25 protein-coding genes, 1 tRNA gene, 1 rRNA gene and 1 pseudogene are annotated in these 26,794 nt (G+C 36.8%); 4 read left to right on the forward strand and 24 right to left on the reverse strand.

Annotation, left to right across the window (positions count from 1 at the left end; translation table 11 throughout):
• The 15 genes and pseudogenes from OCV53_RS00005 to OCV53_RS00075 all read right to left on the reverse strand — a co-directional run.
• Positions 1 to 521 (reverse strand): 16S ribosomal RNA (locus tag OCV53_RS00005); the annotation flags it as partial.
• A gap of 608 nt (positions 522 to 1,129) precedes the next feature.
• Positions 1,130 to 1,282 (reverse strand): hypothetical protein, encoded by a 153-nt coding sequence (locus tag OCV53_RS00010; RefSeq protein ID WP_226799491.1) that lies wholly within the window; start codon positions 1,280 to 1,282, stop codon positions 1,130 to 1,132.
• Between the two features lie 234 nt (positions 1,283 to 1,516).
• Positions 1,517 to 2,482 (reverse strand): RCC1 domain-containing protein, encoded by a 966-nt coding sequence (locus tag OCV53_RS00015; protein ID WP_055196201.1) that lies wholly within the window; start codon positions 2,480 to 2,482, stop codon positions 1,517 to 1,519.
• Positions 2,483 to 2,645: 163 nt separating this feature from the next.
• Complete coding sequence (locus OCV53_RS00020) at positions 2,646 to 3,749, reverse strand: 5-methyltetrahydropteroyltriglutamate--homocysteine S-methyltransferase (protein WP_055196202.1); 1,104 nt, start codon at positions 3,747 to 3,749, stop codon at positions 2,646 to 2,648.
• A gap of 138 nt (positions 3,750 to 3,887) precedes the next feature.
• Positions 3,888 to 4,913 (reverse strand): threonine aldolase family protein, encoded by a 1,026-nt coding sequence (locus tag OCV53_RS00025; RefSeq protein ID WP_055196203.1) that lies wholly within the window; start codon positions 4,911 to 4,913, stop codon positions 3,888 to 3,890.
• 32 nt (positions 4,914 to 4,945) lie between these two features.
• A complete protein-coding gene (locus OCV53_RS00030; RefSeq protein ID WP_055196204.1) occupies positions 4,946 to 6,124 on the reverse strand; it encodes a pyridoxal phosphate-dependent aminotransferase in 1,179 nt (392 codons plus the stop codon).
• A gap of 148 nt (positions 6,125 to 6,272) precedes the next feature.
• Positions 6,273 to 6,566, reverse strand: a pseudogene (locus tag OCV53_RS00035) (cell filamentation protein Fic); the annotation flags it as partial.
• A 149-nt stretch (positions 6,567 to 6,715) separates the two neighbouring features.
• The gene (gene rlmD, locus OCV53_RS00040) at positions 6,716 to 8,074 is read right to left on the reverse strand and encodes a 23S rRNA (uracil(1939)-C(5))-methyltransferase RlmD (protein ID WP_055196206.1); all 1,359 of its coding nucleotides are present in this window, start codon (positions 8,072 to 8,074) and stop codon (positions 6,716 to 6,718) included.
• A gap of 63 nt (positions 8,075 to 8,137) precedes the next feature.
• Positions 8,138 to 8,644: a metallophosphoesterase gene (locus tag OCV53_RS00045; RefSeq protein WP_055196207.1), complete on the reverse strand. Its 507-nt coding sequence runs from the start codon at positions 8,642 to 8,644 to the stop codon at positions 8,138 to 8,140.
• 20 nt (positions 8,645 to 8,664) lie between these two features.
• Positions 8,665 to 9,249 carry an XTP/dITP diphosphatase gene (locus tag OCV53_RS00050; protein WP_022375163.1) on the reverse strand — a complete coding sequence of 195 codons (585 nt, stop codon included), beginning with the start codon at positions 9,247 to 9,249 and terminating at the stop codon, positions 8,665 to 8,667.
• Positions 9,250 to 10,395: a THUMP domain-containing class I SAM-dependent RNA methyltransferase gene (locus tag OCV53_RS00055; protein WP_022375164.1), complete on the reverse strand. Its 1,146-nt coding sequence runs from the start codon at positions 10,393 to 10,395 to the stop codon at positions 9,250 to 9,252.
• A gap of 82 nt (positions 10,396 to 10,477) precedes the next feature.
• Positions 10,478 to 10,804: a rhodanese-like domain-containing protein gene (locus OCV53_RS00060; RefSeq protein WP_022375165.1), complete on the reverse strand. Its 327-nt coding sequence runs from the start codon at positions 10,802 to 10,804 to the stop codon at positions 10,478 to 10,480.
• A 94-nt stretch (positions 10,805 to 10,898) separates the two neighbouring features.
• Complete coding sequence (locus OCV53_RS00065; protein WP_022375166.1) at positions 10,899 to 11,048, reverse strand: hypothetical protein; 150 nt, start codon at positions 11,046 to 11,048, stop codon at positions 10,899 to 10,901.
• Positions 11,049 to 11,778: 730 nt separating this feature from the next.
• Positions 11,779 to 12,600, reverse strand: coding sequence for a DUF1189 family protein (locus OCV53_RS00070; RefSeq protein WP_055196208.1), 822 nt, complete (start codon positions 12,598 to 12,600; stop codon positions 11,779 to 11,781).
• A gap of 6 nt (positions 12,601 to 12,606) precedes the next feature.
• Complete coding sequence (locus OCV53_RS00075; RefSeq protein ID WP_431833211.1) at positions 12,607 to 13,158, reverse strand: DJ-1 family glyoxalase III; 552 nt, start codon at positions 13,156 to 13,158, stop codon at positions 12,607 to 12,609.
• A gap of 192 nt (positions 13,159 to 13,350) precedes the next feature.
• Between OCV53_RS00075 and OCV53_RS00080 the strand changes: the two genes are divergently transcribed.
• Positions 13,351 to 13,424 (forward strand) — tRNA-Arg (locus OCV53_RS00080).
• A gap of 62 nt (positions 13,425 to 13,486) precedes the next feature.
• Positions 13,487 to 14,404: a diacylglycerol/lipid kinase family protein gene (locus OCV53_RS00085; protein WP_055196209.1), complete on the forward strand. Its 918-nt coding sequence runs from the start codon at positions 13,487 to 13,489 to the stop codon at positions 14,402 to 14,404.
• Between the two features lie 2 nt (positions 14,405 to 14,406).
• Here OCV53_RS00085 and OCV53_RS00090 read toward each other — a convergent pair whose 3' ends face one another.
• From OCV53_RS00090 to ung, 3 genes are read right to left on the reverse strand one after another with little or no spacing between them, the layout of a single operon-like run.
• The gene (locus tag OCV53_RS00090) at positions 14,407 to 15,525 is read right to left on the reverse strand and encodes a D-alanyl-D-alanine carboxypeptidase family protein (RefSeq protein WP_055196210.1); all 1,119 of its coding nucleotides are present in this window, start codon (positions 15,523 to 15,525) and stop codon (positions 14,407 to 14,409) included.
• A 20-nt stretch (positions 15,526 to 15,545) separates the two neighbouring features.
• On the reverse strand, positions 15,546 to 16,328 hold the full coding sequence (locus OCV53_RS00095) for a Cof-type HAD-IIB family hydrolase (protein ID WP_055196211.1): 783 nt from the start codon (positions 16,326 to 16,328) through the stop codon (positions 15,546 to 15,548).
• 16 nt (positions 16,329 to 16,344) lie between these two features.
• Positions 16,345 to 17,019 (reverse strand): uracil-DNA glycosylase, encoded by a 675-nt coding sequence (ung, locus tag OCV53_RS00100; protein WP_022375172.1) that lies wholly within the window; start codon positions 17,017 to 17,019, stop codon positions 16,345 to 16,347.
• Between the two features lie 106 nt (positions 17,020 to 17,125).
• Here ung and OCV53_RS00105 point away from each other — a divergent pair, with 106 nt between their 5' ends.
• Both OCV53_RS00105 and OCV53_RS00110 read left to right on the forward strand, forming a co-directional pair.
• A complete protein-coding gene (locus tag OCV53_RS00105; RefSeq protein WP_055196212.1) occupies positions 17,126 to 18,682 on the forward strand; it encodes a ClC family H(+)/Cl(-) exchange transporter in 1,557 nt (518 codons plus the stop codon).
• A gap of 115 nt (positions 18,683 to 18,797) precedes the next feature.
• Positions 18,798 to 19,013 (forward strand): FeoA family protein, encoded by a 216-nt coding sequence (locus OCV53_RS00110; protein ID WP_242852069.1) that lies wholly within the window; start codon positions 18,798 to 18,800, stop codon positions 19,011 to 19,013.
• Positions 19,014 to 19,256: 243 nt separating this feature from the next.
• Here the strand turns inward: OCV53_RS00110 and clpB are convergent, their stop codons facing one another.
• The 6 genes from clpB to phoU form a co-directional block, all read right to left on the reverse strand.
• Positions 19,257 to 21,839 carry an ATP-dependent chaperone ClpB gene (gene clpB / locus OCV53_RS00115; protein WP_055196214.1) on the reverse strand — a complete coding sequence of 861 codons (2,583 nt, stop codon included), beginning with the start codon at positions 21,837 to 21,839 and terminating at the stop codon, positions 19,257 to 19,259.
• Positions 21,840 to 22,054: 215 nt separating this feature from the next.
• A complete protein-coding gene (locus tag OCV53_RS00120) occupies positions 22,055 to 22,954 on the reverse strand; it encodes a ribokinase (protein WP_022375176.1) in 900 nt (299 codons plus the stop codon).
• A 64-nt stretch (positions 22,955 to 23,018) separates the two neighbouring features.
• Positions 23,019 to 23,978 (reverse strand): L-lactate dehydrogenase, encoded by a 960-nt coding sequence (locus tag OCV53_RS00125; RefSeq protein ID WP_022375177.1) that lies wholly within the window; start codon positions 23,976 to 23,978, stop codon positions 23,019 to 23,021.
• 139 nt (positions 23,979 to 24,117) lie between these two features.
• Entirely contained in the window at positions 24,118 to 25,467 is a 1,350-nt protein-coding gene (locus OCV53_RS00130) for a sensor histidine kinase (RefSeq protein WP_022375178.1), read from the reverse strand.
• On the reverse strand, positions 25,467 to 26,144 hold the full coding sequence (locus OCV53_RS00135) for a winged helix-turn-helix domain-containing protein (protein WP_022375179.1): 678 nt from the start codon (positions 26,142 to 26,144) through the stop codon (positions 25,467 to 25,469). The genes OCV53_RS00130 and OCV53_RS00135 overlap by 1 nt, the downstream gene beginning before the upstream one ends.
• Entirely contained in the window at positions 26,141 to 26,794 is a 654-nt protein-coding gene (gene phoU / locus OCV53_RS00140; protein WP_022375180.1) for a phosphate signaling complex protein PhoU, read from the reverse strand. The genes OCV53_RS00135 and phoU overlap by 4 nt, the downstream gene beginning before the upstream one ends.

Below are 26,794 nucleotides of genomic sequence, written 5' to 3' on the forward strand. Positions count from 1 at the left end.
CCGCGGCTGCTGGCACGTAGTTAGCCGGGGCTTCTTAGTCAGGTACCGTCATTTTCTTCCCTGCTGATAGAGCTTTACATACCGAGATACTTCTTCACTCACGCGGCGTCGCTGCATCAGGGTTTCCCCCATTGTGCAATATTCCCCACTGCTGCCTCCCGTAGGAGTTTGGGCCGTGTCTCAGTCCCAATGTGGCCGTTCACTCTCTCAAGCCGGCTACTGATCGTCGCCTTGGTGAGCCGTTACCTCACCAACCAGCTAATCAGACGCGGGTCCATCCTGTACCACCGGAGTTTTTACCCCTGCACCATGCGGTGCTGTGGTCTTATGCGGTATTAGCAGTCATTTCTAACTGTTATCCCCCTGTACAGGGCAGGTTACCCACGCGTTACTCACCCGTCCGCCACTCAGTCTACAAAACATCAATTCCGAAGAAGATCAGTTAAGCAGCTTCGTTCGACTTGCATGTGTTAAGCACGCCGCCAGCGTTCATCCTGAGCCAGGATCAAACTCTCATGTTTAATGTTGATCCAAGTTCAAGAAGCACTAGCTTCTTTATCCTTGTTAATTACTGTTCTCTATAAAGAACGTTCGTTGATTTTTACTAAAATCATCTGAAAAATTCATTAGAATTTTCAAGGTTGTCTTATTGTTCAGTTGTCAAAGAACTTTTTTGTGATCCGCTTCTTGTGTGCAAGAAGCTTTATTATTTTATCACAGTTCTTTTTATTTGTCAAGAACTTTTTTAATTTATTTTGTTGTTTTGAACTCTTTCGTTCTGCAATAACTTTTATATAATATCATTTCTGATCTCATCTGTCAAGAACTTTTTAACTTTTCTTTCAGATCTGATCTCTATTGTTCTGATCGTTCTCCGTCAGCAACTTTTATAGATTATCACATCTGACAGCTTATGTCAAGAAGTTTTTTCATTCTTTTCAGAAGCAAAACCAGCTTTGATGTTATATTTTCATGCCGCTCTTTCAGCGACGTTGACTATCTTACCATAGCTGTATACAGTATGTCAACAACTTTTTTCATCTTTTTTCGACAATAATTTTGCCCATCAATATGTTGTGTTTTCATTTGCCAAAACTACAATATATCGATGGGCATTCTCTTTAGATTCTTATAAAACAAATTGATAAACTACTGCCAAGACAATAATTGCCAGAACAACCAGACCGAATAATACTTGTGATCTTCCATATCCTTTCCAGTCTTTTTGCAATTCTTTTGTCTTTTCCTCGCTGATAAAGCGAATCTTTCCTTTCTCTGACATAAGATACACCCTCTTTCTTCTATAAAAGAACATATTGTTTTACTGCTCGAATTTAAATATATACTTTATTTTCCTTGCATGATATCTGTAAATTCTGCCTGCTAAAATGTTTTGTTACTACAATGTCTTTATGCTACTTATTGTTTCAATTTAATATATTTTTATTATATATTTTTTATATATAACATTCAAGTTTTATATCAAAAATTATAAAAATAATATCTATTTCCTTGATTACTTATTTTTATCTATTCTTATAAATCTGGTACTTATATTCTTTCCATCTGTACCTTTTTCACTTCCACATCCTACTCCAGCTTCCCATTTTGATCCATCTAATCTTGTAACAATAATTCTTCCTTTCTTTATTTTGACTTTAGCAACATCAGACATTGTTTTTTGTGGAATATATTCATAATTTTCTTCCATGCCATATTCTCCACCCTTTTTACCATTTCCTAATTGTCCATATGCATTATCTCCCCACAAGTACAAATCATTATCTTCAGAAATAGCTGCTGCATTATACCAATTTGATGTTACAAATCTCATATGATCTAATATCTTTTTTACTTGTACTATATCTTTATTGCAATCCTTATCATACCCTAACAATCCACTTCCATTACAGCCCCAAGTCCATACCGATTTATCTTCTTTTATAGCAAGTACTGTCCCTGTTTCATTTTGATTTGTCATGTAAATAACATTATCTATAATAGAGACAGGTTTACGAACAACTCCTGTAATTTCACTAGATTTCTCTTCTTCATTCATTTTAATTCCTAATTCTTCTGTTCGATTCCATCCCATTCCATATAATTTATTTTTGTTATCAAGAAATAACAATGTAGATCCATTAAAACTCAGATGCTTAACATTTGATGCTATTTTTTCCTTTACACCTTTCCCATATTTCTTTAACGGATAACCATCATCCCCTATGGCACTTCCAATAAGAACACCTTTTTTATTTATCTTGTACTCATACGGTATCTTCTTCTCTGCAGATGATTCTGAATTAACAATTTCTTTGATATATTCATCCTCTATATTAAACTTCCTGTACTTTAACTTTTTAAATCGTACTGGTTTCTTGTAGTTCTTCTGAATAGATATATCTGAATTCATACATATAACCCCTCCTGTTGCCAATATTGCTAAAATTAGTAAGATAATAAAACTTTTTTTCTTTCCCATATCCCTTTCTCCTTTGTGTTTTACATTATATATTTATATTATATATGACATATACTCCTTCATCAATGTTTTTAATTTACCATAAAGTTTTATGCAAAAAAATGCAGCCTTGCATCCAACACGCAAAACTGCATTTCTTCTATATCTAATTTATAACCATATCCTACTCAAGAAAATCCGCACAAGAAACTAACAGGTCAATCTTCTTCCACTGTCTCTCTTCATCAATACAGTTTCCTTCTTCTACAGATGCAAATCCACACTGTGGTGATAACGCAATCTGATCTCCTACGATCGCTTTTGCTTCTTCATAACGTTTTTTAATCTCATCGTGATCCTCTAATTCTGGATTCTTTGTGGAAATTAATCCTGCTACAAAGATTGCATCTTTATCTTTTAATGCTTTCCATGGTTCAAATGATCCTGAACGTGCATCATCATATTCTACAAAGAATGCCTGATAAGGAATCTCAGCGATCACTGGTGCTACGGAATCATAGAATCCGTGGAACAATGGATTTCCTTTGAAGTTTCCTTTACAGAAATGTGTTGCAATAAACATATCTTCTGGTTTGTTATCTAATGCTTTTGTTGACACTCGTTTAAACCAGTCAAGGATTTCTTCTTTTTTATATCCAAGGGCGTCTACTTTCTTTAAGAAAGTTTCATCGATCAGATAAGTCCATGATGTATCGTCAATCTGAATATAGCGGCATCCATGATCGTAAAAGTCTGCAATTGCATCCTGATATGCTTTTGCTACATCATCGATCAAAGCTTCTACATTTGTTCCATAATATGGTGTCTCTTTATTTCCTAACTGCAAGAAATGATCGATAAAGATCATGTTCGGACCAGAAATACATTTTTTTGCTGTGACACCTTCGTATTTCTGTGCTAAAGAATGCAAATAATCCCATGCCTCGACTTCTGGATGTTTTTTGTTCTTATCATAGAATACTTTTCCTGTAACGACTCCAAGTTCAATCTCGTTGATCGTTCCATTGATCTCTTTTGTCAGATGTTTTGTCTCAAATCCGTCAAACTCTTTTAACCAGTCTAAATGCCACCATCTTCTTCGGAATTCTCCATCTGTGACATATGGAAGTTTATGTGCAACTTCTTTCTCAACTAATGCTGCGATTTCTTTGTCTTCGACTTTTGTTAATTCTTCTCTTGTGATCTTTCCTTCTTTAAAATCTTTTCTTGCATTTTTGATCGCTTCTGGACGTAAGAAAGATCCTACGATATCATATGTTAATTTCATTTTAATTTTCTCCCTTTATATTCTGCTGTCTGGCATTTTGTTTTCCGTTTGTTGTGCCTTTATTATGCAGTATTATTGGAGAAATGTATAATACTTATAAATGTCAGTTTGATATAACTTTAAGTTATCGCAACTATATTACAGATATTCTTCCAACTGATCTATGGAACTTTCCTCCGTTGACCAGCTTGTTGCAAATCTTACAACCGTATGGTTATCATCGTATTTCTCCCAGAAACCAAATTCTACATTCTTGCTCAATTCTTTCATCTTCTCATTCTCAAGAATGATAAATTGCTGATTCGTTGGTGATTCTAAGAAGAATGTATATCCTTTCTTATGGAAAACTTCTTTTAATTTCTCTGCCATTGCAATTGCATGTTTGCTGATCTCAAAATACAGATTGTCTGTAAATAAAGTATCAAACTGAATTCCCAGCACCCTTCCCTTCGCAAGTAATGCACCTCTTTGCTTAATCTGTGTCACAAAATGTTTAGGTGTATTATGATGCGGAAATACAACAGCTTCTCCGCATAATGCTCCTACTTTCGTTCCTCCAATGTAAAATACATCACAAAGTTCTGCTATCTCTTCTGGTGTCAGCTCATTTTCTTTGCTTTCAAGTCCATAACCTAATCTCGCTCCGTCAATAAACAATGGAATTTTATAATTTCTGCAGATATTGGATATCTCTGTTAGTTCCTTCTTTGAATACAATGTTCCGTATTCTGTAGGAAATGAGATATAGACCATTCCTGGATATACCATATGTTCATGATTGTCGTCTGCATAAAAATCTTTGATGCATTTCTTAATATCTTCTGCTGCTAATTTTCCATCCTTTTCTTCTAACTCGATTACTTTATGTCCGCTGTATTCAATCGCTCCGGCTTCATGAACACTGACATGTCCTGTTTTTGCTGCAATCACACCTTCGTAAGGCGCAAGCATTGTACTGATGATCACCTGATTTGTCTGTGTACCGCCGACTAAGAAAAAGACTTCTCCATCTGGACAGCGAAATACATGTTTGATCTTTTCTTTTGCCTGCGCACAATATTTATCCGTTCCGTATCCGCTTAAATTTTCCATGTTAGTTTCTAATAATCTTTGCATGATCGCTGGATGCGCTCCTGCGATATAGTCACTTGTAAATGAGATCATGTTGTTGTCCTCCCGAATTTATATAATTCCATTTATTTTAATAATTCTGTCAATTTTTCCAATCGTTTTAATGCTTCATCTAAAGTTTCTTTTTCTCTTGCAAAATGAAGTCTGATCAGATAATTTACATCTTCTTTAAAGAAACTTGATCCTGGAACTGCTGCCACTCCGATATTTTTGATCATCCATTCACAGAATTCAAGATCACTAAATCCTTCAAATTGTGGCAGTTTTAGATAGTCTGAAATATCTACCATTACAAAATATGTTCCCTGCGGTACATTGTGTTTTAAACCAATACGATCCATACCCTCCAGGAAATAATCTCGTTTTGCTGTATACACTTCTAATAGTTTCTTATAATATTCTTCAGAAAATTTCAATCCAACTGTCGCTGCCTCCTGAAGTGGTGCCGCTGCTCCCACGGTCAGGAAATCGTGAACTTTCTTTGCTGCCTCGATCACATATTCTGGTCCGATCAGATAGCCAAGTCTCCATCCTGTGATGGAATATGTCTTGGATAAGGAATTACATGTGATCGTATGTTCATACATTCCCGGAAGGGATGCCATACAGATATGTTTGTTTGGTTCATACACCATATGTTCATATACTTCATCCGTTACTACAAATGCATCATATTTTAATGCCAGTTTCCCGATTGCCAGAAGTTCATCTTCACGGAATACTTTTCCGCATGGATTAGATGGATTACAAATGATGATTGCTTTCGCTCCATCACGAAATCCTTGTTCGATCAAGTTGATATCAAATTCATATTCTGGCGGGATCAGCGGAATGTAGATTGGATCAGCTCCAGAAAGAATAGCATCTGCTCCATAATTTTCATAAAATGGCGAAAATACCATAACTTTATCTCCCGGATTGCAGATCGTCATCATGGCACACATCATCGCTTCTGTTCCACCGCAGGTTACAACGATCTCTTTCTCTGGATCTATCTCTCTGTTGATCGTCTTTCCCTGTTTCTTTGCCAATGCCTGTCTGAAATTTGGTGCTCCGTAAGTTACGGAATATTGGTGTGGTCCTTGATAAGCTGCTTTGGCTAATGCATCCATAATCTCTTTTGGCGGGTCGAAGTCTGGAAATCCCTGTGATAAGTTGATTGCTCCATATGCGTCACTGATACGTGTCATTCTTCGGATGACAGAATCTGTGAAGGTTCCTACTCTGTTGCTTAATTGTGGCATGATTTTGTCCTCCATTTTTCTTGCTGATATTTATTTTAGCATACTTGCAAGAAAAAAGAAGAACTTTGCGCCACCGTGGCACAAAGTTCTTCTTTTTTCTATAACGAATTATACATCATAATTATTTTTTAGTACTTTCTTCTAATTAATGTTTTGTATTACGCGCAACTTGACGTGATCCTTCAGTTTGAACTATCCGAAAATTTCGGATAGTTGAATCTTCTTCAAGTTCTGAATCCAAGTAAATCTTTTTTATATGATCGTTTATCGTACGAACATCGACATCATACAACGTCGCCATCATCTTCTGTGTCAACCATATATTCTCATCTTCATATCGCATCTCTATGCTATCCTGCTGATCACCAACAGAAGCAACATATGTCAAATATTCTGCTGCACTAGAGCGAATCGTTATTTTTTCATCTTTTTTCTTTTTCAACCCCGAATCCTCCTTACTAGTTACTATTTACTAATTAAATTTTTCTCTATTTATTAGTATATCATTTTTAAAAGATTTTTCAACAATATAATCACTTACAGCTAAAAAGGGTAACTTTGCGCCACAATGGTGCAAAGTTACCCTTTTCTCTATCTTACTTTCTGCAATAACACGATGCTTTCAATATGAACCGTATTCGGGAACTGATCCACAGCTGTCGCTCTCATAACCTTATATCCTGCTGCCTCAAATACCTCCAAATCTCTCGCAAGACTTGTCGGCTTACAGCTGATATATACCATCTGTTCAACTCCGAAATCAATGATCTTCTGAATCGCTTTTGGATGGATTCCATCTCTTGGTGGGTCAAGTACGATAAAGTCTGGTTTATCTTCCAGCTCATCCACAACTTTCAATACATCTCCTGCGATAAATTCACAGTTATCAAGTTCATTTAACTCAGCGTTCCCTTTCGCTGCTTCTACCGCTTCCTCTACAATCTCGACTCCAACCACTTTCTTTGCGACCGGTGCTAACATCTGTGCGATCGTTCCGGTTCCGCTGTATAAGTCAAAGATCACTTTATCTTTTGTCTCCCCGACAAAATCTCTGGCAGTTTTATATAGTACTTCTGCCCCTAATGTATTTGTCTGGAAGAAAGAGAATGGTGAAATCTTGAATTTCAATCCAAGAATCTCTTCATAGAAGTAATCCTGACCATATAAAACATCAATCTTATCTGCCTGTACGACATCTGCAAGACTGTCATTGATTGTATGAAGAATTCCAATAATCCTTCCATTTAATGGTAATTCTAATAATGCATCACGCAGGTTGTTAAGGTCAGCTTCTGCCTGTGATGTTGTGACAATATTTACCAGAATATCTCCAGAACTTTCCGCTCTTCTGACAACTAAATGTCTGAAATATCCTTCGTGGCGCATCTTATGATAAAATGGCAGTTCCATCTTCTGTGCTTCACTTAATGCACATTTTACGATCAGATTGTAATCATTATCCACAATCTTGCAGTCTGTAATGTTCACAATATCATGGAACGTGTTCTTCTTGTGCATTCCAAGTGCCAATGGTCCGTCTTTTACCTCATCTCCGAAAGAGAATTCCATCTTATTTCGGTATCCCCATGGTTTGGGACTTCCTTTGATCTCTTCCCATATGTCATCTGTCACATAATCTTTTAACAGGTCACGTACCATGCCTTCTTTAATCTTTAACTGATTCTTATAAGATACTGTCTGGTAAAAACATCCACCACAGATTCCAAAATGTGGACAGACAGGTTTTGCATCTTCCAATGGAGATTTCTCTAAGACATCTAATAATCTTACCACACATCCGCTTTTTCTCTTCTTTGTTACCTGTCCTTTGATCGTCTGTCCGTCTATGACACCTTTAACTGTGACTTTCTGGTCTTCACAGATAAATGTTCCCTTGTTCGGAAATTCTGTCTTTATGATCTTTCCTTCAATGATATCTTTCTTCTTCATCGTCATCCCTTTCTTTCGCAGAAAAAAGATGGAAATACCACTTCGGTACTTCCATCATTCCAGCTATAACATTAATTCATCAAACTGCTCTTTGTAATATCCATGGGCATAATGTGCCTGTCCTTCTTCGTCAATCTCCATGATAAGGAATGTTGGTTTCCTTCCTGGCTGACGTGGGTAGGAAATACTTCCCGGATTCAGGATCGTCACATCGTCCCCAATCTCAATATATGGAACATGTGTATGTCCATACATCACAACATCATATCCAAATTCTAAAGCATGTTCTCTTAAATAATCCACACCTGAGTTTACATAATAGTTATGTCCATGAGTTACTAACACCTTATAGTCTCCAAGTCGTATCTCTTCTTCACCCGGAAGATCCAAGTAATAATCGTTGTTACCTGCGACCATGACTACCGGACAGCCCGCTATTTCTCGTATGTATGAATCTCCACGTTCCACATCTCCGCAGTGAATCATCATATCGATGTCACCTACCTGCTTTAAGACACCCTCGATATCATCATTACGTCCATGGGAATCACTGATCACCAATATCCTCATAAACTTTCTCCTCATTTTATTTACAAAACTTCTCTAATACGTCTTAGTGCCTCTCCTCTGTGGCTGATGGCATTCTTCTCATCACTGGTTAGTTCGGCACTGTATTTTCCATATTGTGGTAAATAGAAGATTGGATCATAACCAAATCCATTCTCCCCTTTGATCTCATATCCTATACTCCCTTCCATAGTACCACGAATTACCTTACTTTGTCCATCCGGAAATGCAGCTGCGACCGCACAAACGAATCTTGCACTTCTTTTTTCTTCTGGTACATCTTTCAATCTTTCAAGGATCACACTGTTTTTCTTCACATACGAAGTGTCTTCTCCAAGATATCTAGAAGAATAAATTCCCGGTTCACCATTCAGTGCATCAATCTCTAATCCTGAGTCATCAGCAAGTGTTAACTGCCCTGTGACTTTCATAACTGCTTTCGCTTTGATCAGTGCATTTTCCTCAAATGTCGTTCCATCTTCCACAATATCGATATCCACTCCTGCTTCTTTCATGGATACGATCTCGTATTTGGACTCATCTAAAATCTCTCTGATCTCTTTCATCTTATGTTCGTTGCCTGTAGCAAAGATTAATCTCTGTCTCATTTATTTTCTCCTTCTTGGCGGTTTTGGCCCAAGGTACTGATAGAATTCTCCTCGGATCATTCCATTATAAACTTTACGTTTCTTTGTTGGTTTTCCAAGATATTTTTCTGTATCCTCATAAGAAGTAATAACATACTTAGACCATGTATCTAAGCGGTCAAACGCTTCTTTCATCTCTGTGTATAATTGAGGTAATGTCTCCTGATCTTCCAGTCGTTCTCCATATGGTGGATTCGCAATGACAAATCCATATGGTTTTGGATGCCTTAAATCTTTAACTTCTCTTTGCTGAAAATGGATCAGATGATCGACTTCTGCATCCTGTGCATTCGCCCTTGCAATCTTTAACATTCTAGGATCTTTATCATATCCCTGAAGATCCATTTCTACATCGTAATTTACCAGATCATTTGCTTCATCGATCGCATCATACCATACTTTCTTTGGAAGAAAATTGCTCCAATGTTCTGATTCAAAAGAACGATTCATTCCAGGAGCCATATTTAACCCCATCATAGCAGCTTCAATCAAAAATGTTCCACTTCCACAAAATGGATCCACTAAGATTCTGTCTTTGTGCCATGGTGTTAGCATAAGCAAGGCTGCTGCCAATGTCTCACGGATTGGTGCTTCACTGACTAACTTACGGTATCCACGCTTGTGAAGTGGTGTTCCTGTTGTGTCTAAACTTATGGTTACCTGATCCTTTAAAATGAAGACGCGTACCGGATAGTCATCTCCATCTTCATTAAACCATGATACTTTATATTTTGACTTCATACGATCTACCATGGCTTTCTTGACGATTGACTGGATATCCGGTGCGCTGAATAATTTACTCTTTGCTGTAGATGCTTTCTTTACCCAGAAACGTCCATTCTCTGGGATATAATCTTCCCATGGAAGTTTCTTTGTTCCTTCAAATAAATCATCAAATGTATATGCTTTAAAAGAACCTATTTTTAATAAGATTCTCTCTGCTGTTCTTAAAAATATATTGGAACGGGCGATTCCTTCTAAATCTGTACGAAAAGTCACTCTCCCGTCTTCTACTTTAACGATCTCATATCCTAAATCTAGGATTTCTCTTTTTAATACTGCTTCCAGCCCAAAATGGCATGGTGCAATCAGTTCGACTGTATTCATTCATTCTCCTTTGTATTTTTATTCTTTCACTATTCTACCTTTTTCCCCATTTTTCGTCAACTGTCAACTACATACATCCGACTTATTTCCGTTTGGTTTTCATTTGATTTTTTGCTTTTTCTTCCATATAGTAATATACACCTCCAATAATATTGTAAACTTCAAATCCATCTTTTCTAAGATGCCTTGCTGCCATCATACTCTGTCCCCCAAAATCACAATACACGATGATCTTTTTCCCAATCATCTGTTCATAACAGTCTTTTAAGATTCCATATGGACAACTTAGTGCATCTTCCAAATGTCCTTCTTTATAACGATCTTCCTCCCTTACATCCATTAAAATATAATGTTGTTTATCTCTTGAAAGCCTGATTCCTTCTTTTAATGATATATTCTCAAATTCCATAAAAGTTCCCTTTTTGTTAGCATATGCATATCTAAAACTCTCGGAACTAAAAAGGGATCGCTATATACATTACAAAGCGATCCCTCTTTCTTACTTAGTACTCATCATTTGCATTTTTGCTGCTGTTTTTTGAGCTGTTCTGATTCTTGTTTTTATTCTGATTGCTTGATTTGTTTGATCCTCCGTTGTTGCTTGAGTTGGAAGACTGGTTTTTGTTACTTGAATTTGAACAATTCTTTGCCATGTTCATTCTCCTTTCTTTGTGATACAGGTTTATTTTGCACAAAATCCTGTCAATCTATTCAAAAAAATTTATTTGATTTTTTCAAAAAACACTTGATTTTTTTCAACCAGTCATATATTATAAGGATATCGAGGATATGTTTATTTTCGATTATAACCCCTTATTAATTTATTTATACTCCCCTTAAAAAGAGCAGATTTCCCTATCTGCTCTTTTTATTATTATTTATTTATGTTTTTCAAAATGTACAAATGAATTTATTGACATTTTTTATGTCATGTGTATAATTAAAATTGTTCAAGAACAAAGGTGTTCCGATCATAGGATTGGAATGCCTTTTTTTATTATATTGGTTCATCTGATATAATAATCACACTGTTAATCTATGGTAATTCCTTGGGTCTTCTCCATAGATCAGCAGAATTCTTTCTTAAGACTTTATACAACACCGTACGCTAATCTTTGACAAGTTTTTGGCATCTTGCAGACATACTAGTAACGGACTAATCATTGACTTGAACACATACTTACTATGTTGACTAGAATAAGACTAAAATGAGACTAGAATTTGACGAATGAATGACTAGAATTTGACTGACAATGACGACTAATTTTGAAACTTAAAAGTAAGACCCAACACAATACCCAAACTACATATGACATTAGAGAAGCCTCGGACAAATGTCCGAGGCCTTTCTCTTTAATATATTTAATTATTATGAACTCTATTCTACATCATCTCATCTGGTTTCTTCTGATCTTCCGGACGCATAAATCCTGCAAGTAAAAGTTCATAACTTCCAAAATATGAAATAAACATCCAGATCATTCCTGAAAAGAATGACACTCCCGCTGTTACTCCGATCGTCTCTATCAGTTCAAAGATCACTCTTGCATAAATAGAAAGCTTAAAGATCTTTCCAAATGACACTTCATCTTTATTCTTACGGTCAAGTCTTGTTTTCTGATTAAAGTATGCAAGCATTGTGATAAACACTGCAACTGTCAGATAAGAGATAATATTCACGATCCATTGTGAGAAAAACATGATCACGATAAAAATATGAATTATCGGTATCATGGCCGTCATAGCTTTGTTGTTAAATACAACATCTTTAAAATCTTTAAATGAAACTCTATTGAGCATATTGCCTACTGCTGCATTCTTCACAACCATCTCATCTTTGGCAAATACCATCTCCATCGAATACTCATTGCTTAAATCATTCACATTTACTTTATCCTTTGATGTATCCGCAATAAAATGTACTCCTGCAATATCAAAATCCATTTGACGGTCAACCTTCAGCGTTCCATCTTTTAATTCAAATACAGGCATTCTTTCCATAATAAAGTTCTTAAAGCCACCGACACTGATACTGAATCCTGCAACGTCCATACCATAACCAAGGATTGTTATGATCAACGTGATTGCTGCAAGAAATAAGATCACCTTTCCTTTCGTAAGATCTAAAAGTCTTTTGTACTGGCTTGGTTTTAAGCATGCTATCTTAAACTGCTCAAACCAGCTGATTTTCTCTGATTTATCCATAAGTTTCTATTCCCCATATACGATACTTTCCAGTAATTCGTCTTTTTCTTTTGTTCCTTTTAAAAGTTCAACAAGTTTCGCTGCAAAATCAATTGCCGTTCCCATTCCACGGCTTGTGATGATCTTGCCGTCTACAACAACTTTTTCAGTCTGGTAATCTGCTGATTTTAATTCTTCTTCCATTGCAGGATATGAAGTTGCTTTTCTTCCTTCTAACATTCCATATTGTTCAAGCACTGTTGGTGCTGCACAGATTGCTGCCAGGTATTTATTATTCTTATATGCCTTTTTAAGCACCTTACCAAGACCTTCATGTTCTCTTAAGTGAATTGTTCCAGGCATTCCGCCAGGAAGTACATACATCGCTCCTTCTGCTTCGATCACTTCATGGAACATAATGTCCGCTTCCACTTCGATGCGGTGTGCTCCTGTGATCATTTTTGAATTCCCGATCGATACTGTAACTGTAGGGATCTCTGCACGACGCAGCATATCTACAACTGTCAGTCCTTCAATTTCTTCAAATCCATCTGCCAAAAATACAAATACTTTGCCTATCATAATGTTTTCTCCTTTATCAACTCATATTATGTGTATTACAATATTGTTTTTCTTCCTCTTCTTTATTATAATAACTTTATAGAAAAAGTAATAAAAAGTCAACCCGTCACAGGCTTAGTATTTCTTTCCTGTTTTTGATTGACATTTTCGTTAAGAATCTGTAAAATAGATTTCATTGAGAATATACATGTTTCCGTAGCTCAGCTGGATAGAGCGACCGCCTCCTAAGCGGTAGGTCGGGTGTTCGAATCACCTCGGGAACGTTTTTTGTGCCGGAGTTATATACATCATTTCCGGCACTTTATGTTTATTAAGGAGGAATCTCATGAAAGGTTTATTTATTATCAATCCATCATCTGGTAAACAAAATATTGAATCTATGTTAAAAGATATCATGGCAACTCTGATCCTTGACCAGATTTGTTCTCATATTGATGTTTTTTATACAAAAGGTAAAGATGATGCCAAAAACCGCACTGCAGAATTAAAACCGGGAGAATATGACTTTGTTGTATCTGTTGGCGGTGATGGTACATTAAATGAGGTCACAAATGGTCTGATCTTAAGCGAAAGCAATATTCCTATGGCTATCATTTCTGCTGGAACAGTTAATGACTTCGCTACATATATGAAGCTTCCACAAACAGCAGATGGTTTCTGTCAGATGATCAAAGAATTTCAGATCAAGAAAGTTGACGTCGGACGTGTTAATAATGAATACTTTATTAATGTTCTGGCTGCCGGTATGTTAACAGATATTGCTTACAAAGTTCCAAAAGACAAAAAAGCAGTCCTTGGTAAAATGGCATATTATCTGGAGGGTGTCAAAGAATTTCCAAAGCAGCTGGCACAGAATATGACTTTGACATTTAACAGTAAGGAATTTAATGGAACAGAAGATATCATGCTCTTTTTAGTTGCAAACTCAAAAAGTGTTGGAGGATTTGCTGATGCTGCCCCTCTTGCGTCTGTTTCTGATGGATATTTAGATGTTATGATCATTAAAAAAATGGCACTTCTTACAGAAGCACCAGATCTTATTTTTAAATTATTCCAAGGTGAACATCCAAAGCATCCTTCCATTGAATATTTCCAGACAAAATCTTTATCTGTTCTTCCAACAGAAAAAACTGCTGAAATCGCAATCGACTATGATGGTGAAATATTAGAAGAAGGACTCCCGGTTGATATCTCTATCATGCCAGAAGCCCTCAATCTTATCATCTTACGTTCGACAAATTAATATTATTTTAATTTTCCAGAACCAATCTGCTTTCCATTATAACTTACAGTATATTTGCTTCCTTTGCATTTATATGTAAGATTAGAAGCAGGTTGGTTTTTTTCTAACATCACTGTTACATCTTTTAAATGATTAAGTGGAATCTTATATGGTGATAATTTATTCCCTGTTGTAAGGAATCCGTATGCATCATCCTGTAATACCATTTCCATTGTCTTAAATGGTGCAATGGTTTTATAATTATTAAATCCATAGTTTAACATTTTGATCGTGTCTTCATATAATTCATATCCATGAGCACACAAATCCACAACGATCAGTTCCTGATCTCCTCGTTTTGCAAATGTTACAAGTGTTCCACCTGCTTTTGTTGTATACCCTGTTTTTCCACCTTCCACTCCATCGTACACATACATAGTTCGTTTTACCATCTTATGGTGGTTCCAGAGTTCTTTTCCATGTTTGTCCTTATTCGTTGGTGCGATGTAATAATTGGATTTACATGCAACATAGCGGAATGTTTCATTCTCAAGTGCTGCCTTTGAAATCTTAGCCATATCTCTTGCTGTAACATAATGATCATCATCATGTAATCCATTTGTTGTTACAAAGTGAGAACCTGTACATCCTAATTCTTCGGCTTTCTTATTCATTAATTCTACAAACTTCTTTGTAGTTCCTGCTGTATGCTCTGCTGCTCCATTACATGCTTCATTTGCAGATTCAAGCATAATTGCATTCAATACATCGATCAATGGAATCTTCTCACCTGCCTGAATTCCAATATGTGTACTTCCTGGTTCAATACTGTTTACCGCATAACTTGAGAAATTAACTTCATCATAAAGATCTTTATTATTCTCAATTGCTACCAGTGTTGTCAGGATCTTTGTAATACTTGCTGGATAATGACGATCATCGATCTTCTTCTGAAATAGTATCTTTCCTGATTTGGCATCAATGACAATCCCTGACTTTCCATAAATCGATGGCCGTTTTGCTGTTGTTTTTTCTTGTGTTGCAACTCCATCTTTTGCCAGAATATTTGCTGCTGGCACTTGTGATACAGCCAATAATGACACTGCTGCTATCGCTGTAATCTTTTTAAAAGTATTTTTCATGCTCTCTCTCCTTTTTCTTATTAGATTAGACCGAATTTTTTTAATCCTTTTTCAATTCCATCCTCATCTGCTCTTGCTGTCTTATATGGTGCGATTTCTAATAATTCTGGAACTGAATTGCCCATTGCTGTACCATATTTTACATACTGAATCATGTCAATATCATTTGCACTGTCTCCAAATGCATAGGAATCATCCCTTGAAATGCCTGTATGTTCAAGAATTCTTTCAATTCCTTTTGCCTTGTTAACTCCCATTGGTACAAATTCTACAGAATTAACTGGCTCATGATATGTTCCTTTGTATTTGTGTCCTAAAATCTCCTCGATCTCTGGTTTTAAATCAAGATCCATATGATGATATGTCCATTTAGCTACATCAACAGCTTCACTGATCGGATATAATGTTGTTTCACAGTCAACTTCTGTCTTGTTCTTCATTGCAACATAATAGTCATCATGGTTGTCTGGATCATAATATCCATGCTGTTCACCTTCCAGAATGATTCCGATCTTCTGCTTTTTACCCCAATCAATAACTGTCTGCACTTCCTGTTTCGTCATCAATTCTCTATGAATTACTTTTCCCTCATATTCTACATAAGCACCTGCACCTAAGATCATTCCATGAAATCCCATATGAAAATATTCTTCCGGCATCATTCCTTTGCTTCTTCCTGTGCACATAACTGCCTTGTGTCCATTTGCGATCAGCTGATTTACTGCTTTTACCGCTGATTGTGGAATTCCAATTCCTGAATAATGTAGTGTCCCATCAATATCAAAAAATACGATCTTGCTCATTCTCTCTTTTTCTCCCTCAAATATTCTCTATCTGCCAGTCAATTGGCTCTAACCCATGTTCTTTTAGGAATTCATTTGCCTGACTGAAATGATGACATCCAAAAAATCCTCTGTATGCAGATAACGGACTTGGATGTGGTGCCTCCAAAATCAAGTGATTTGGATTATTAAGCAATGCTTTCTTACTCTGTGCCGGGCGCCCCCAAAGCATGAATACAATTGGTCTGTCCTGCTGATTCAATACTCTGATCGCAGCATCCGTAAATTCTTCCCATCCAATACCTCTGTGGGAATTCGCACGATGTGCCTGCACTGTTAACACCGTATTTAACATCATAACTCCCTGATCAGCCCATTTCTTTAAATATCCATTATTCGGAATATAGCACCCTAGATCTTCATTCAGTTCTTTATAAATATTCACAAGTGATGGTGGTGCTTCAACTCCTGGTTTCACTGAAAATGACAATCCATGAGCCTGTCCATCTCCATGATATGGATCTTGTCCTAAGATCACAACCTTTACATCTTTTACTGGTGTAAAATGGAATGCATTAAAGATATCATCTGCTGGAGGAAATATCAGCTTTGTATGATATTCATCCATGACCTTCTGATAAAGTTTTCTATAGTATGGCTTTTTATATTCTTCTTTTAAATAATCTGCCCAGTCATTTGTAATTGGCGGCATATTTCGACCTCCTTTTTAAAATCTTTTCCCATTATATCATAATTTGTAGTAAAATAAAATTCGATATAAATTATGTAAAGAAAAGGAGGATATTATTTTGAAGCAAATGAAAAGTTTACTTGAAGATCCACATGGTTTTTCTGTATCTCTTGTCTTCGATGGAATTCTTGTCGGAATCTTTGCTGGCTGTATTTCTGTCATTTATCGTCTGCTTTTAAATAACGCTGAAAAACTATTATTTGCAATCATTGCATTTACAAAAACAAGACCTTTCTGGATTGCAGTCTGGTTTATCGCTCTCATTATCATGGGATTGATCGTTGGATGGATCATGTCTTGGGAAGGAATGGCTTCCGGAAGTGGTATTCCTCAGGTTCAGGGAGAAATGAAAGGTTATTTAAATCAGAATTGGTATCGTGTTCTTTGTTCTAAGATCATCGGTGGTACCTTATGTATTCTTGGAGGTTTGTCTCTTGGACGTGAAGGCCCATCCGTACAACTTGGTGCCATGTCCGCCAAAGGTCTTTCTAAAATCACTAAGAAATCTCCAACAAAAGAACGTTATATGATGACGTGCGGTGCTGGTGCTGGTCTTGCGGCTGCCTTTAATGCTCCACTTGCTGGTGTTATGTTTTCTCTTGAAGAATTACAGAAAAACTTTAATAGTTCTATGTTAGTCTGTATTATTTCAGGATGTGTTACTTCCGATTTTATTTCAAAAAATGTATTCGGATTATCTCCTGTCTTCGACTTTCACCTAACAGCAGCACTGCCTTTAAAACATTACTGGATGTTAGTACTTCTTGGAGTTTTGCTTGGATGTTGTGGTGCGTTTTATAACTTTGTTATGTTAAAAGGACAGGATCTTTTTAGCGCTATGAAAAAAATTCCAGCTAAATACCGTATTGTATTTCCTTTCGTGGTATCTGGAATCGTCTGTTATACTTTGCCTTCTATTTTAGCGGGTGGGCATGCCATGGTCTCTTTGATCACAGGACATACATTACTTGTTTCTACAATGTTATTATTACTGATATGCAAATTTTTATTTTCTGCATTTTGTTTTGGATCTGGTGCTCCTGGCGGAATTTTCTTTCCTATGTTGATCCTTGGATCTTATATTGGAGCAATTTATGGAACTATTATGATACAGGCAAGTGGAATTCCTTCCTATTATCTGGTAAACTTTATCACAATTTCCATGGCAGGATTCTTTACGGCGATCGTACGCGCACCGATCACTGGTATCTTGTTGATTGCTGAAATGACTGGTACATTTGAACATTTCCTGTCACTGGCAGTTGTATGTATCATCAGTTATCTTGTCGCTCATCTGTTAAAGAGTGAACCGATTTATGAAAGTCTTCTTGGACGTATCTTAGCAAAAAATGGTTTTAAAGAAAGTGATGATGCTGATCATAAAGTTCTTCGCGGATTCGCTGTAGGTACTGGTTCTCTTGCAGCTAGTAAGCTAGTAAAAGATATTCCTTGGCCCGATCATTGCCTGATCGTTACTTTAAACCGTGGTGACGAAGAGATCATTGCTCGTGGAAGCACAGAGATTCTTGCTGGAGATAAGATCATTGCTTTAATCGATGACAATTATCTTGGAATGGTCACAGAAAGTATCCAGTTGATCTGCGGGGAAATCATTCCTGAATAATCTTTTCATTATTTTCTGTAAGTTGATACAGTTTTTATATGTTGCGATTGACTAACCTTACTTTGGACTCATAAAATGTAAGAAAAGGCTACATAATAAGTTTGAAGGAGGGATTATGATGCAACCATTAACAAAAGTTATGCAAGGGACAACTTGTACAGTCAAGTGGGCATTAGGTCTGCCTGATATTATTGAAAAACTCCGCGAACTGAAAATTGAGCAGGGGAGTAAACTGCGTGTTGTTTGTAAGAATCATGATTATATGATCATTGGTGTAGGTAAAAAACGATATGCTGTTGGGAATGAAATTGCTGAGAGGATTCAAGTTTAAATTTTAATTTTGTAATTGGCCAACTGTAGATTTTGAGTATATGATAAAAAATAAATAAACAACCGAAAGCGCTGCGGTGAAATTTTGCTCATATTTTGAACTAATCAACATTCGCTACCGGCATCTTCTCTGGTTCTTTTTTGTTCTATATAATTATATCGTCACACAAATTTTATTTCAATTTCAAACTCATCAGAACAAAAAAAAGAGAGAACATCAAAGATGACATTCCCTCTTTTATTTTTATTTAACCTTAGCAACTAACTGATCATTCTCAACATCAATTAAGATTGTATCCTCAGCATCAACTCCATCACTTAAGATTAATCTTGCTGCCAGTGTCTCTACACTCTTCTGCAGATATCTCTTCAGTGGTCTTGCTCCATACATTGGTTCATAACCATGATCGGCAACATAGTTCTTGGCTGCTGGTGTTAATTCAACGCTTAATTCTTTGTCTGCTAATCGACGATTCAGGTCTTTGACCAGTAAATCAATGATATTTGTGATATTGGCTTTTGTTAATGGTTTGAACATAATCGTTTCGTCCAGACGGTTTAAGAATTCTGGTCTGAAATGATTCTTCAGGTCATTCATAACCATATCTTGTGCTTCTGGTTTGATATTGCCATCTTCATCGATTCCTTCTAGCAGATAAGAAGATCCGATATTAGATGTCATGATCAAGATCGTGTTCTTAAAATCTACTGTCTTACCTTTTGAATCTGTGATTCGTCCATCGTCTAATACCTGTAACAAGATATTAAATACATCTGGATGGGCTTTCTCGATCTCATCGAATAAGACAACGGAATAAGGTTTTCTTCTGACAGCTTCTGTTAACTGTCCTCCTTCTTCGTATCCAACATATCCCGGAGGCGCTCCGATCAATCTTGCCACGGAGTGTTTCTCCATGTATTCACTCATATCAATACGAACAATGTTCTGTTCATTATCAAATAAGCTTTCTGCCAGTGCTTTGGCAAGTTCTGTCTTACCTACACCAGTTGGCCCAAGGAATAAGAAAGAACCAATTGGTTTGCTTGGGTCCTTAATTCCGGCTTTAGAACGGATGATAGATTCTGTGACAAGTTCCACAGCTTCATCCTGTCCAACAACTCTTTCATGAAGGATCTTATCAAGATGTAAAGTCTTGTTTCTCTCACTTTCAGTAAGTTTCGCTACTGGAATTCCTGTCCAGCGGGAAATGATCTTGGCAATCTCATCTTCTGTGACAGATTCTCTTACCATAGAACGATCTTCTTTCGCTACACGTTCTTCTTCCTCTTCTAACTGTTTCTTCAATTCTGGCAAACGACCATACTGTAATTCAGCTGCTTTATTTAAGTCGTAATTTCTCTGGGCAATCTGAATCTCGCTGTTTACAGATTCAATCTCTTCTCTTAATTTGGAGACTTTCTCAACGGAAGCTTTCTCATTCTCCCATCTTGCTTTTCTTGCCTTGAAGTCTTCTCGCATCTCAGCAAGTTCTTTCTGTAATTCTTCCAGACGCTCTTTACTTAATCTGTCATCTTCTTTCTTAAGTGCTGCCTCCTCTATCTCCAGTTGCATGATCTTTCTCTGAACTTCATCAAGTTCTGCTGGCAGAGAGTTCATCTCTGTCTTGATCATAGCACATGCTTCGTCAACTAAGTCGATCGCCTTATCTGGTAAGAAACGATCTGTGATATAACGATTTGATAAAGTTGCTGCTGCTACCAGAGAACCATCTGTGATCTTAACACCGTGATATACTTCATATCTGTCTTTGATACCTCTTAAGATTGAGATCGTATCTTCTACAGTTGGCTGATCGACCATAACTGGCTGGAAACGACGTTCCAGTGCCTGGTCTTTCTCAATATACTGGCGGTATTCATCTAAGGTTGTAGCACCGATGCAGTGTAACTCACCTCTGGCAAGCATTGGTTTTAACATATTTCCTGCATCCATAGCTCCATCTGTCTTACCTGCACCAACGATCGTATGAAGCTCGTCGATGAATAAGATGATCTGACCATCACTTTTCTTAACTTCTTCTAGTACCGCTTTCAAACGTTCTTCAAATTCACCACGATATTTTGCACCTGCTACCAAGGAACCCATATCCAGTGAGAAGATTGTCTTGTCCTTTAACTGATCTGGCACGTCACCGCGAACGATTCGCTGTGCTAATCCCTCAACAACGGCTGTCTTACCAACACCAGGTTCACCAATTAATACTGGGTTATTCTTTGTCTTTCTTGATAAGATACGAACCACGTTACGGATCTCACTGTCACGTCCGATGACTGGATCTAATTTCTGCTCTCTTGCTCTCTTTACAAGATCATATCCGTATTTTTCAAGGCTGTCGTATGTTTCTTCTGGATTATCACTTGTGACTTTCTGTCCACCACGGATCTGTGATAAAACCTGTAAGAAACGATCTCTTGTGATTCCATATGCACGGAATAATTCTTTGATTGCTTTATTTGGATGTTTGATCATCGCAAGGAATAAATGTTCTACAGATACATATTCATCTTTCATGGCTTTCATCTCGTCTTCTCCGTGAAGAAGCACCTGATTGAGGTCATTGCTCATATATACCTGACCGCCGGATACTTTTGGTTTCTTATTCAGTAATTCCTGTACCTGACTTAAAAATGTCTCTTTGTTTATTCCCATTTTTTCAAGCAGGCTTGCGATCAAACTATCATCAATCGTAAGCAAGCTGTATAAGAAGTGTTCCTGATCTATTTCCTGATGTCCATGATCGTAGGCGATCTTCTCACACTGATTGACTGCCTCGATGGACTTCTGTGTAAATTTATTGATGTTCATACTCTTTCCTCCTTTACCAATGGGTATTTATCTATATTAAGATATCCATTTATCTTTTGTTCTATTCGTAATATAACACTCATTATTAGCACTGTCAATAGGTGAGTGCTAATTTTTTTATTTTTTTCTTCTGCGCGTTATTATATAGTTAAGAAAACAAGGAAAAACAACAAAATCCTAAATTTCATCGTTCTTCCTTGTTATAACTATCTATCTTATTTATATTCTTCTACTGCTTCCAAAACAGGAATCGATGGTGCTGCCCCTTGTCTGGTAACTGCGATCGCAGATGCTTTCGATGCAATATCCATTGATTCTTTGATCGTCTTTCCATTTAAGATTCCTGCAATAAAATATCCTGTATAGGTATCTCCTGCTGCCGTTGTATCAATTGCTTTTACCTTGTAGATTGACTGTTCTACATATTCATCATCAGAAATACAAACAGACCCTTCACTTCCCAAAGTTAACACGATCGTTGCATCTTTAAATCTCTCATGTAACAGACTGGCAATATATTTTCCATCAATCTCTTCTGGCTTATCCATTTCAAGGATCTGCATTGCCTCGATCTCATTTAAAATAAAATAATCAATCTGGTCTAATGGAAGCTTCATGATCTTCTCATTCATCGGAGATGGATTTAAGATAATCTTCATTCCCTCTTCTTTAGCTTTCTCTACGATATATGAAAGTTCGTTGATCTCATTTTGGATCAGTAAATAATCTTCGTTTGTAAAATCTTTAAAGACTTCATCAACCTGTTCTTTTGTGATCGCCTGATTTGCTCCTCCAAATAAAACGATACAATTATCACCTTCATCGTCATTTTGTATGATTGCATTTCCTGTCCTTACATCGTCAAGAATTTTGACAAGATCCGTTTTCACTCCTGCTTCTTTCAACTGCTCCAGCAAAAACATTCCATCTGTACCGATCGCACCTGCCTGATATGTTTCAACCCCTGCACGTGCAAGTGCAATGGACTGGTTTAAACCTTTTCCACCTGTGTATACATTTAATTCTTTTGCTGACAGCGTTTCTCCTTTTTTCACAAAATGTGGGACAGAATATACATAATCAATATTTAATGAACCAAATGATAATATCTTCATATGAACCTCTCTTTCTAAAACTTAATACACTCAATATGATTTTACATCCTTCCGTCCACAAAATCTACTTTTTAACATCATCTTTTTTAATTCCAATCATTTGTTTTAGGATCCTGGCAGATTGCTTTAATTTCCTTTCTTCTTCCTCATTTAATTCGATCGGTACTTGTGTCTCAATTCCATTTTTTCCTACGATTGCTGGCATACTTAATACAATATCTTCAATTCCATGTGCCCCATGCATCATGGTTGAGACAGGAAGAATTGCTTTTTCGTCTTTTAAGATCACTTCGCAGATACGTTTTACTGACATTGCGATTCCATAGTACGTTGCTTTTTTTCTCTTGATGATCTTATATGCACTTTCTTTTACATTATCTGCAATTGCTTTCATTGCCTCTTCATGGTCATAATGTCCCCGCATCTCGCAAAAATCATTGACTGGGATTCCTGATACATTAACACTGCTCCATGCCGCGATCTCGCTGTCTCCGTGTTCTCCTATAATAAATGCCTGAACACTTCTACTGTCTACATCAAGATGTTTCCCTAACAGATAGCGAAATCTCGCTGAATCAAGAACTGTTCCAGACCCGATCACACGATTTTCCTCAAATCCACTGATCTTGATCGCTGTATATGTCAATATATCAACAGGATTTGATACGATCAGAAGAATTCCTTCATAATCCCTGTTTGAAATCTCTGGTATGATTTCTTCAAAGATTTTCTTATTTTTCTTCACAAGATCAAGTCTTGTTTCTCCTTCTTTCTGATTCGCACCGGCAGTAATTATAATGACCGCAGCATCCATCATATCGTTATAGTTTCCGGCATATATCTTCATTCTTCCAGCAAATGGTGTTCCATGTGTAATATCCATTGCTTCTCCTTCTGCTTTATCTTTGTCCACATCCTGCAGAACAATTTCTGAAAACAATCCACTTTGCATCAGGCAAAATGCAGTTGCACTTCCTACAAAACCACAGCCTATGATCGCAGCTTTTCTTTGATTTAATTGCATTTTATATTGTCTCCTTTTTTCTTTTTAGTATTTTTCTTATTTTATGATTTATGCAGAAAATTTAAGGTAATATGTATGGAGCATGACAAAAAAAGAGATAAGAATAAACATTTATTCTTACCTCTTTTCTAGACTATCGTTACAGATCAGATTTTTGTTTTGGAAATATGATAGTGATCTTCGTTCCTTTTCCAAGCTCACTATCAACTTCCATCTCAGCATTATGGAATTTTGCTCCATGTTTTACAATGGAAAGTCCTAATCCTGAACCTTTCTTCTGATTTGAATGGCTCTTATCAACTCTGTAAAAGCGTTCAAATATACGGTCAAGATCTTCTTTTGGAATACCGATTCCTGTGTCTTCTACAATTACAATTGGATAATCGTTCATCTTAGAGATCGTAAATACGACTTCTCCTCCTTTGTGATTATATTTGATCGCATTTTCACATATGTTAAAGAACATCTCATATAAAATCTGCTGAACTCCTCGGATCTTTGTATGTACTCCTCGAATATGAACTGCGACCTTTTCTTCCTGACTTCTTCTTGTAAGATCATTTTTGATAGTAAAAGCAAGCTCATAAAGATCAACATTCTCCCAATCTAGCTGCACCCGATTTTCGTCCAATCGAGACAGTTTGATAATCCCTTCGATCATGGAGATCAGTCGTCTTGCTTCGTCATAGATCGTTGCTGAGAATCTTGGCATGTCTTCTGGCTTTACAAGACCGTCTTTCATAAGTTCTGCATATCCTGAGATCGTGGTTAATGGAGTTTTTAATTCATGAGATACGTTTGCTGAAAATTCTTTTCGCATATTCTCTGCTTCCTTGATCTCTTTGATCTGGCGTTCAATATCCATATTCTGTTTTTCAATCTTATCAAGCAATGGCGTCAACTCACTATAGGTTTTGTTCTTTTTAGGGTGTATAAGGTCTATCTGGTTAATTGGTTCTACAATTCGATCCGTCGACATTTTGGACAAGATCATTGATAAAATCGTCACAACCGCCAGCATTAACATGATGATCGGTATGATATCTTCCATTTGTTTTATGATGGTCTGCGTTTCCCGACTCATTCGAAGAATGGTTCCATCTTTTAACCGTACCGCATAATAATATGTTTGTTTTCTTAATGTATTGGACATACGAGTATCTTCTCCTTGCCCTTTTTCATAAGCTTCTTTTATTTCTGTACGATTTTTATGATTTCCCATGGATTTTTCTTTTCCACTACTGTCATAAATAACTTTTCCATTCTGATCGACTCTGGTAATTCTGCTTACCGTGATATTCTTGTATTTGTTCAGATTCTGATTATCTTTAACATTCAATGAAGCCGCCAGATAGGCCGCTTCATCTTTAATTCCCGATTTTACTTGTTCCATATAACGATAATATGTAAACATTCCAAGGAGTGTCGTTGTGATCAATACCGCCACAACTGCGATGTAGACCATATTGTTAAATATCTTTCGTTTCATTATTCACTGCCCCCGATGCGGTATCCAATTCCTCTGACCGTTTCAATAAGTTTACCGCATTCGCCAAGCTTCTGTCTTAATGAACGGATATGTACATCAACAGTTCTTGTCTCTCCGTCAAAATCATATCCCCAGATATTTGTAAGAAGCTGATCTCTGTTTAATACATTCCCTTTACTTTCTACTAACAAACACAGAAGTTTAAATTCTTTGTTCGTAAGTGTTACTTCATTTCCACAAGATTTTACTTTATGTTTATTTGGATAAATCTTAAGATCACCTACAATGATCTCATCTTTCTTATCATCTCTTCTTGATCGTCTTAATACTGCTTTAACTCTGGATACAAGTTCCATCATTCCAAATGGTTTTGTAATATAATCATCTGCCCCGCTGTCTAGTCCGAGCACTTTGTCATACTCCGTTCCTTTTGCTGTCATCATAATGATCGGCAGATCTTTGGTAGCTGATTTCTTGCGAAGTTTTCCTAAAATTGATATTCCGTCTTCCCCTGGAAGCATAATATCTAATAATACCAGTTCTGGTTTCTCTCCATCACTTAAAGCTTTTAAAAACTCTGATCCATTTTCAAATCCGCAGGCATCAAATCCGGTACTTTGTAAGGTGTATGTTACCAGTTCTCTGATATTCGGATCGTCTTCTACAACAAAAATCACAGGCTTCCTCCTTTATATTCCCCAGTGATCGCAAATTCGACCCATTCAGCGATATTACTTGCATGATCTCCAATTCGCTCAAAATACTTGGCGATCATAACGATGGCTACGCACTCTTCTCCTTTCTCAGGATCCTCATGAATCAGGGATATCGTTTCTTTCTTTACTTTGTTAAATAATTCATCTACGGTATCATCCTGTTCGATCACTTCATGAGCGATCATAAGATTCTGTTTAATAAAAGACTGTACGCTCTTGCTTACCATATTAATGGTAGCTTTTGCCATCTTGTCAAGATGTGTGTTCTCTCTGATTTCAAGAACTTCTGCATCTTTTCTTACGATTCCTGTAATATCACATGCCTGGTCTCCAATACGTTCCATATCAGAAACCATCTTCATAGCTGCTGAAATGACACGCAAATCGCTTGCCACTGGCTGTTGCTGCATCAGAAGTTTCATACAGATTCTCTCTATATCCCTCTCCTTCTGATTGATCTCTTCTTCCATTGTAAAAATATCTTCCATCAGTTCTTTATCTCTTGTCGCAACGATCTTTGCTGCTGCCGTGATCATCTCTTCACATAAAGAACCCATGTCGATCATCTCTTGGTTTAACTTAAGCAGCTGTCTGTCGAATCGGTTTCTCAT

This window comes from Anaerostipes amylophilus (assembly GCF_025567365.1).
GTDB lineage: Bacteria > Bacillota > Clostridia > Lachnospirales > Lachnospiraceae > Anaerostipes > Anaerostipes amylophilus.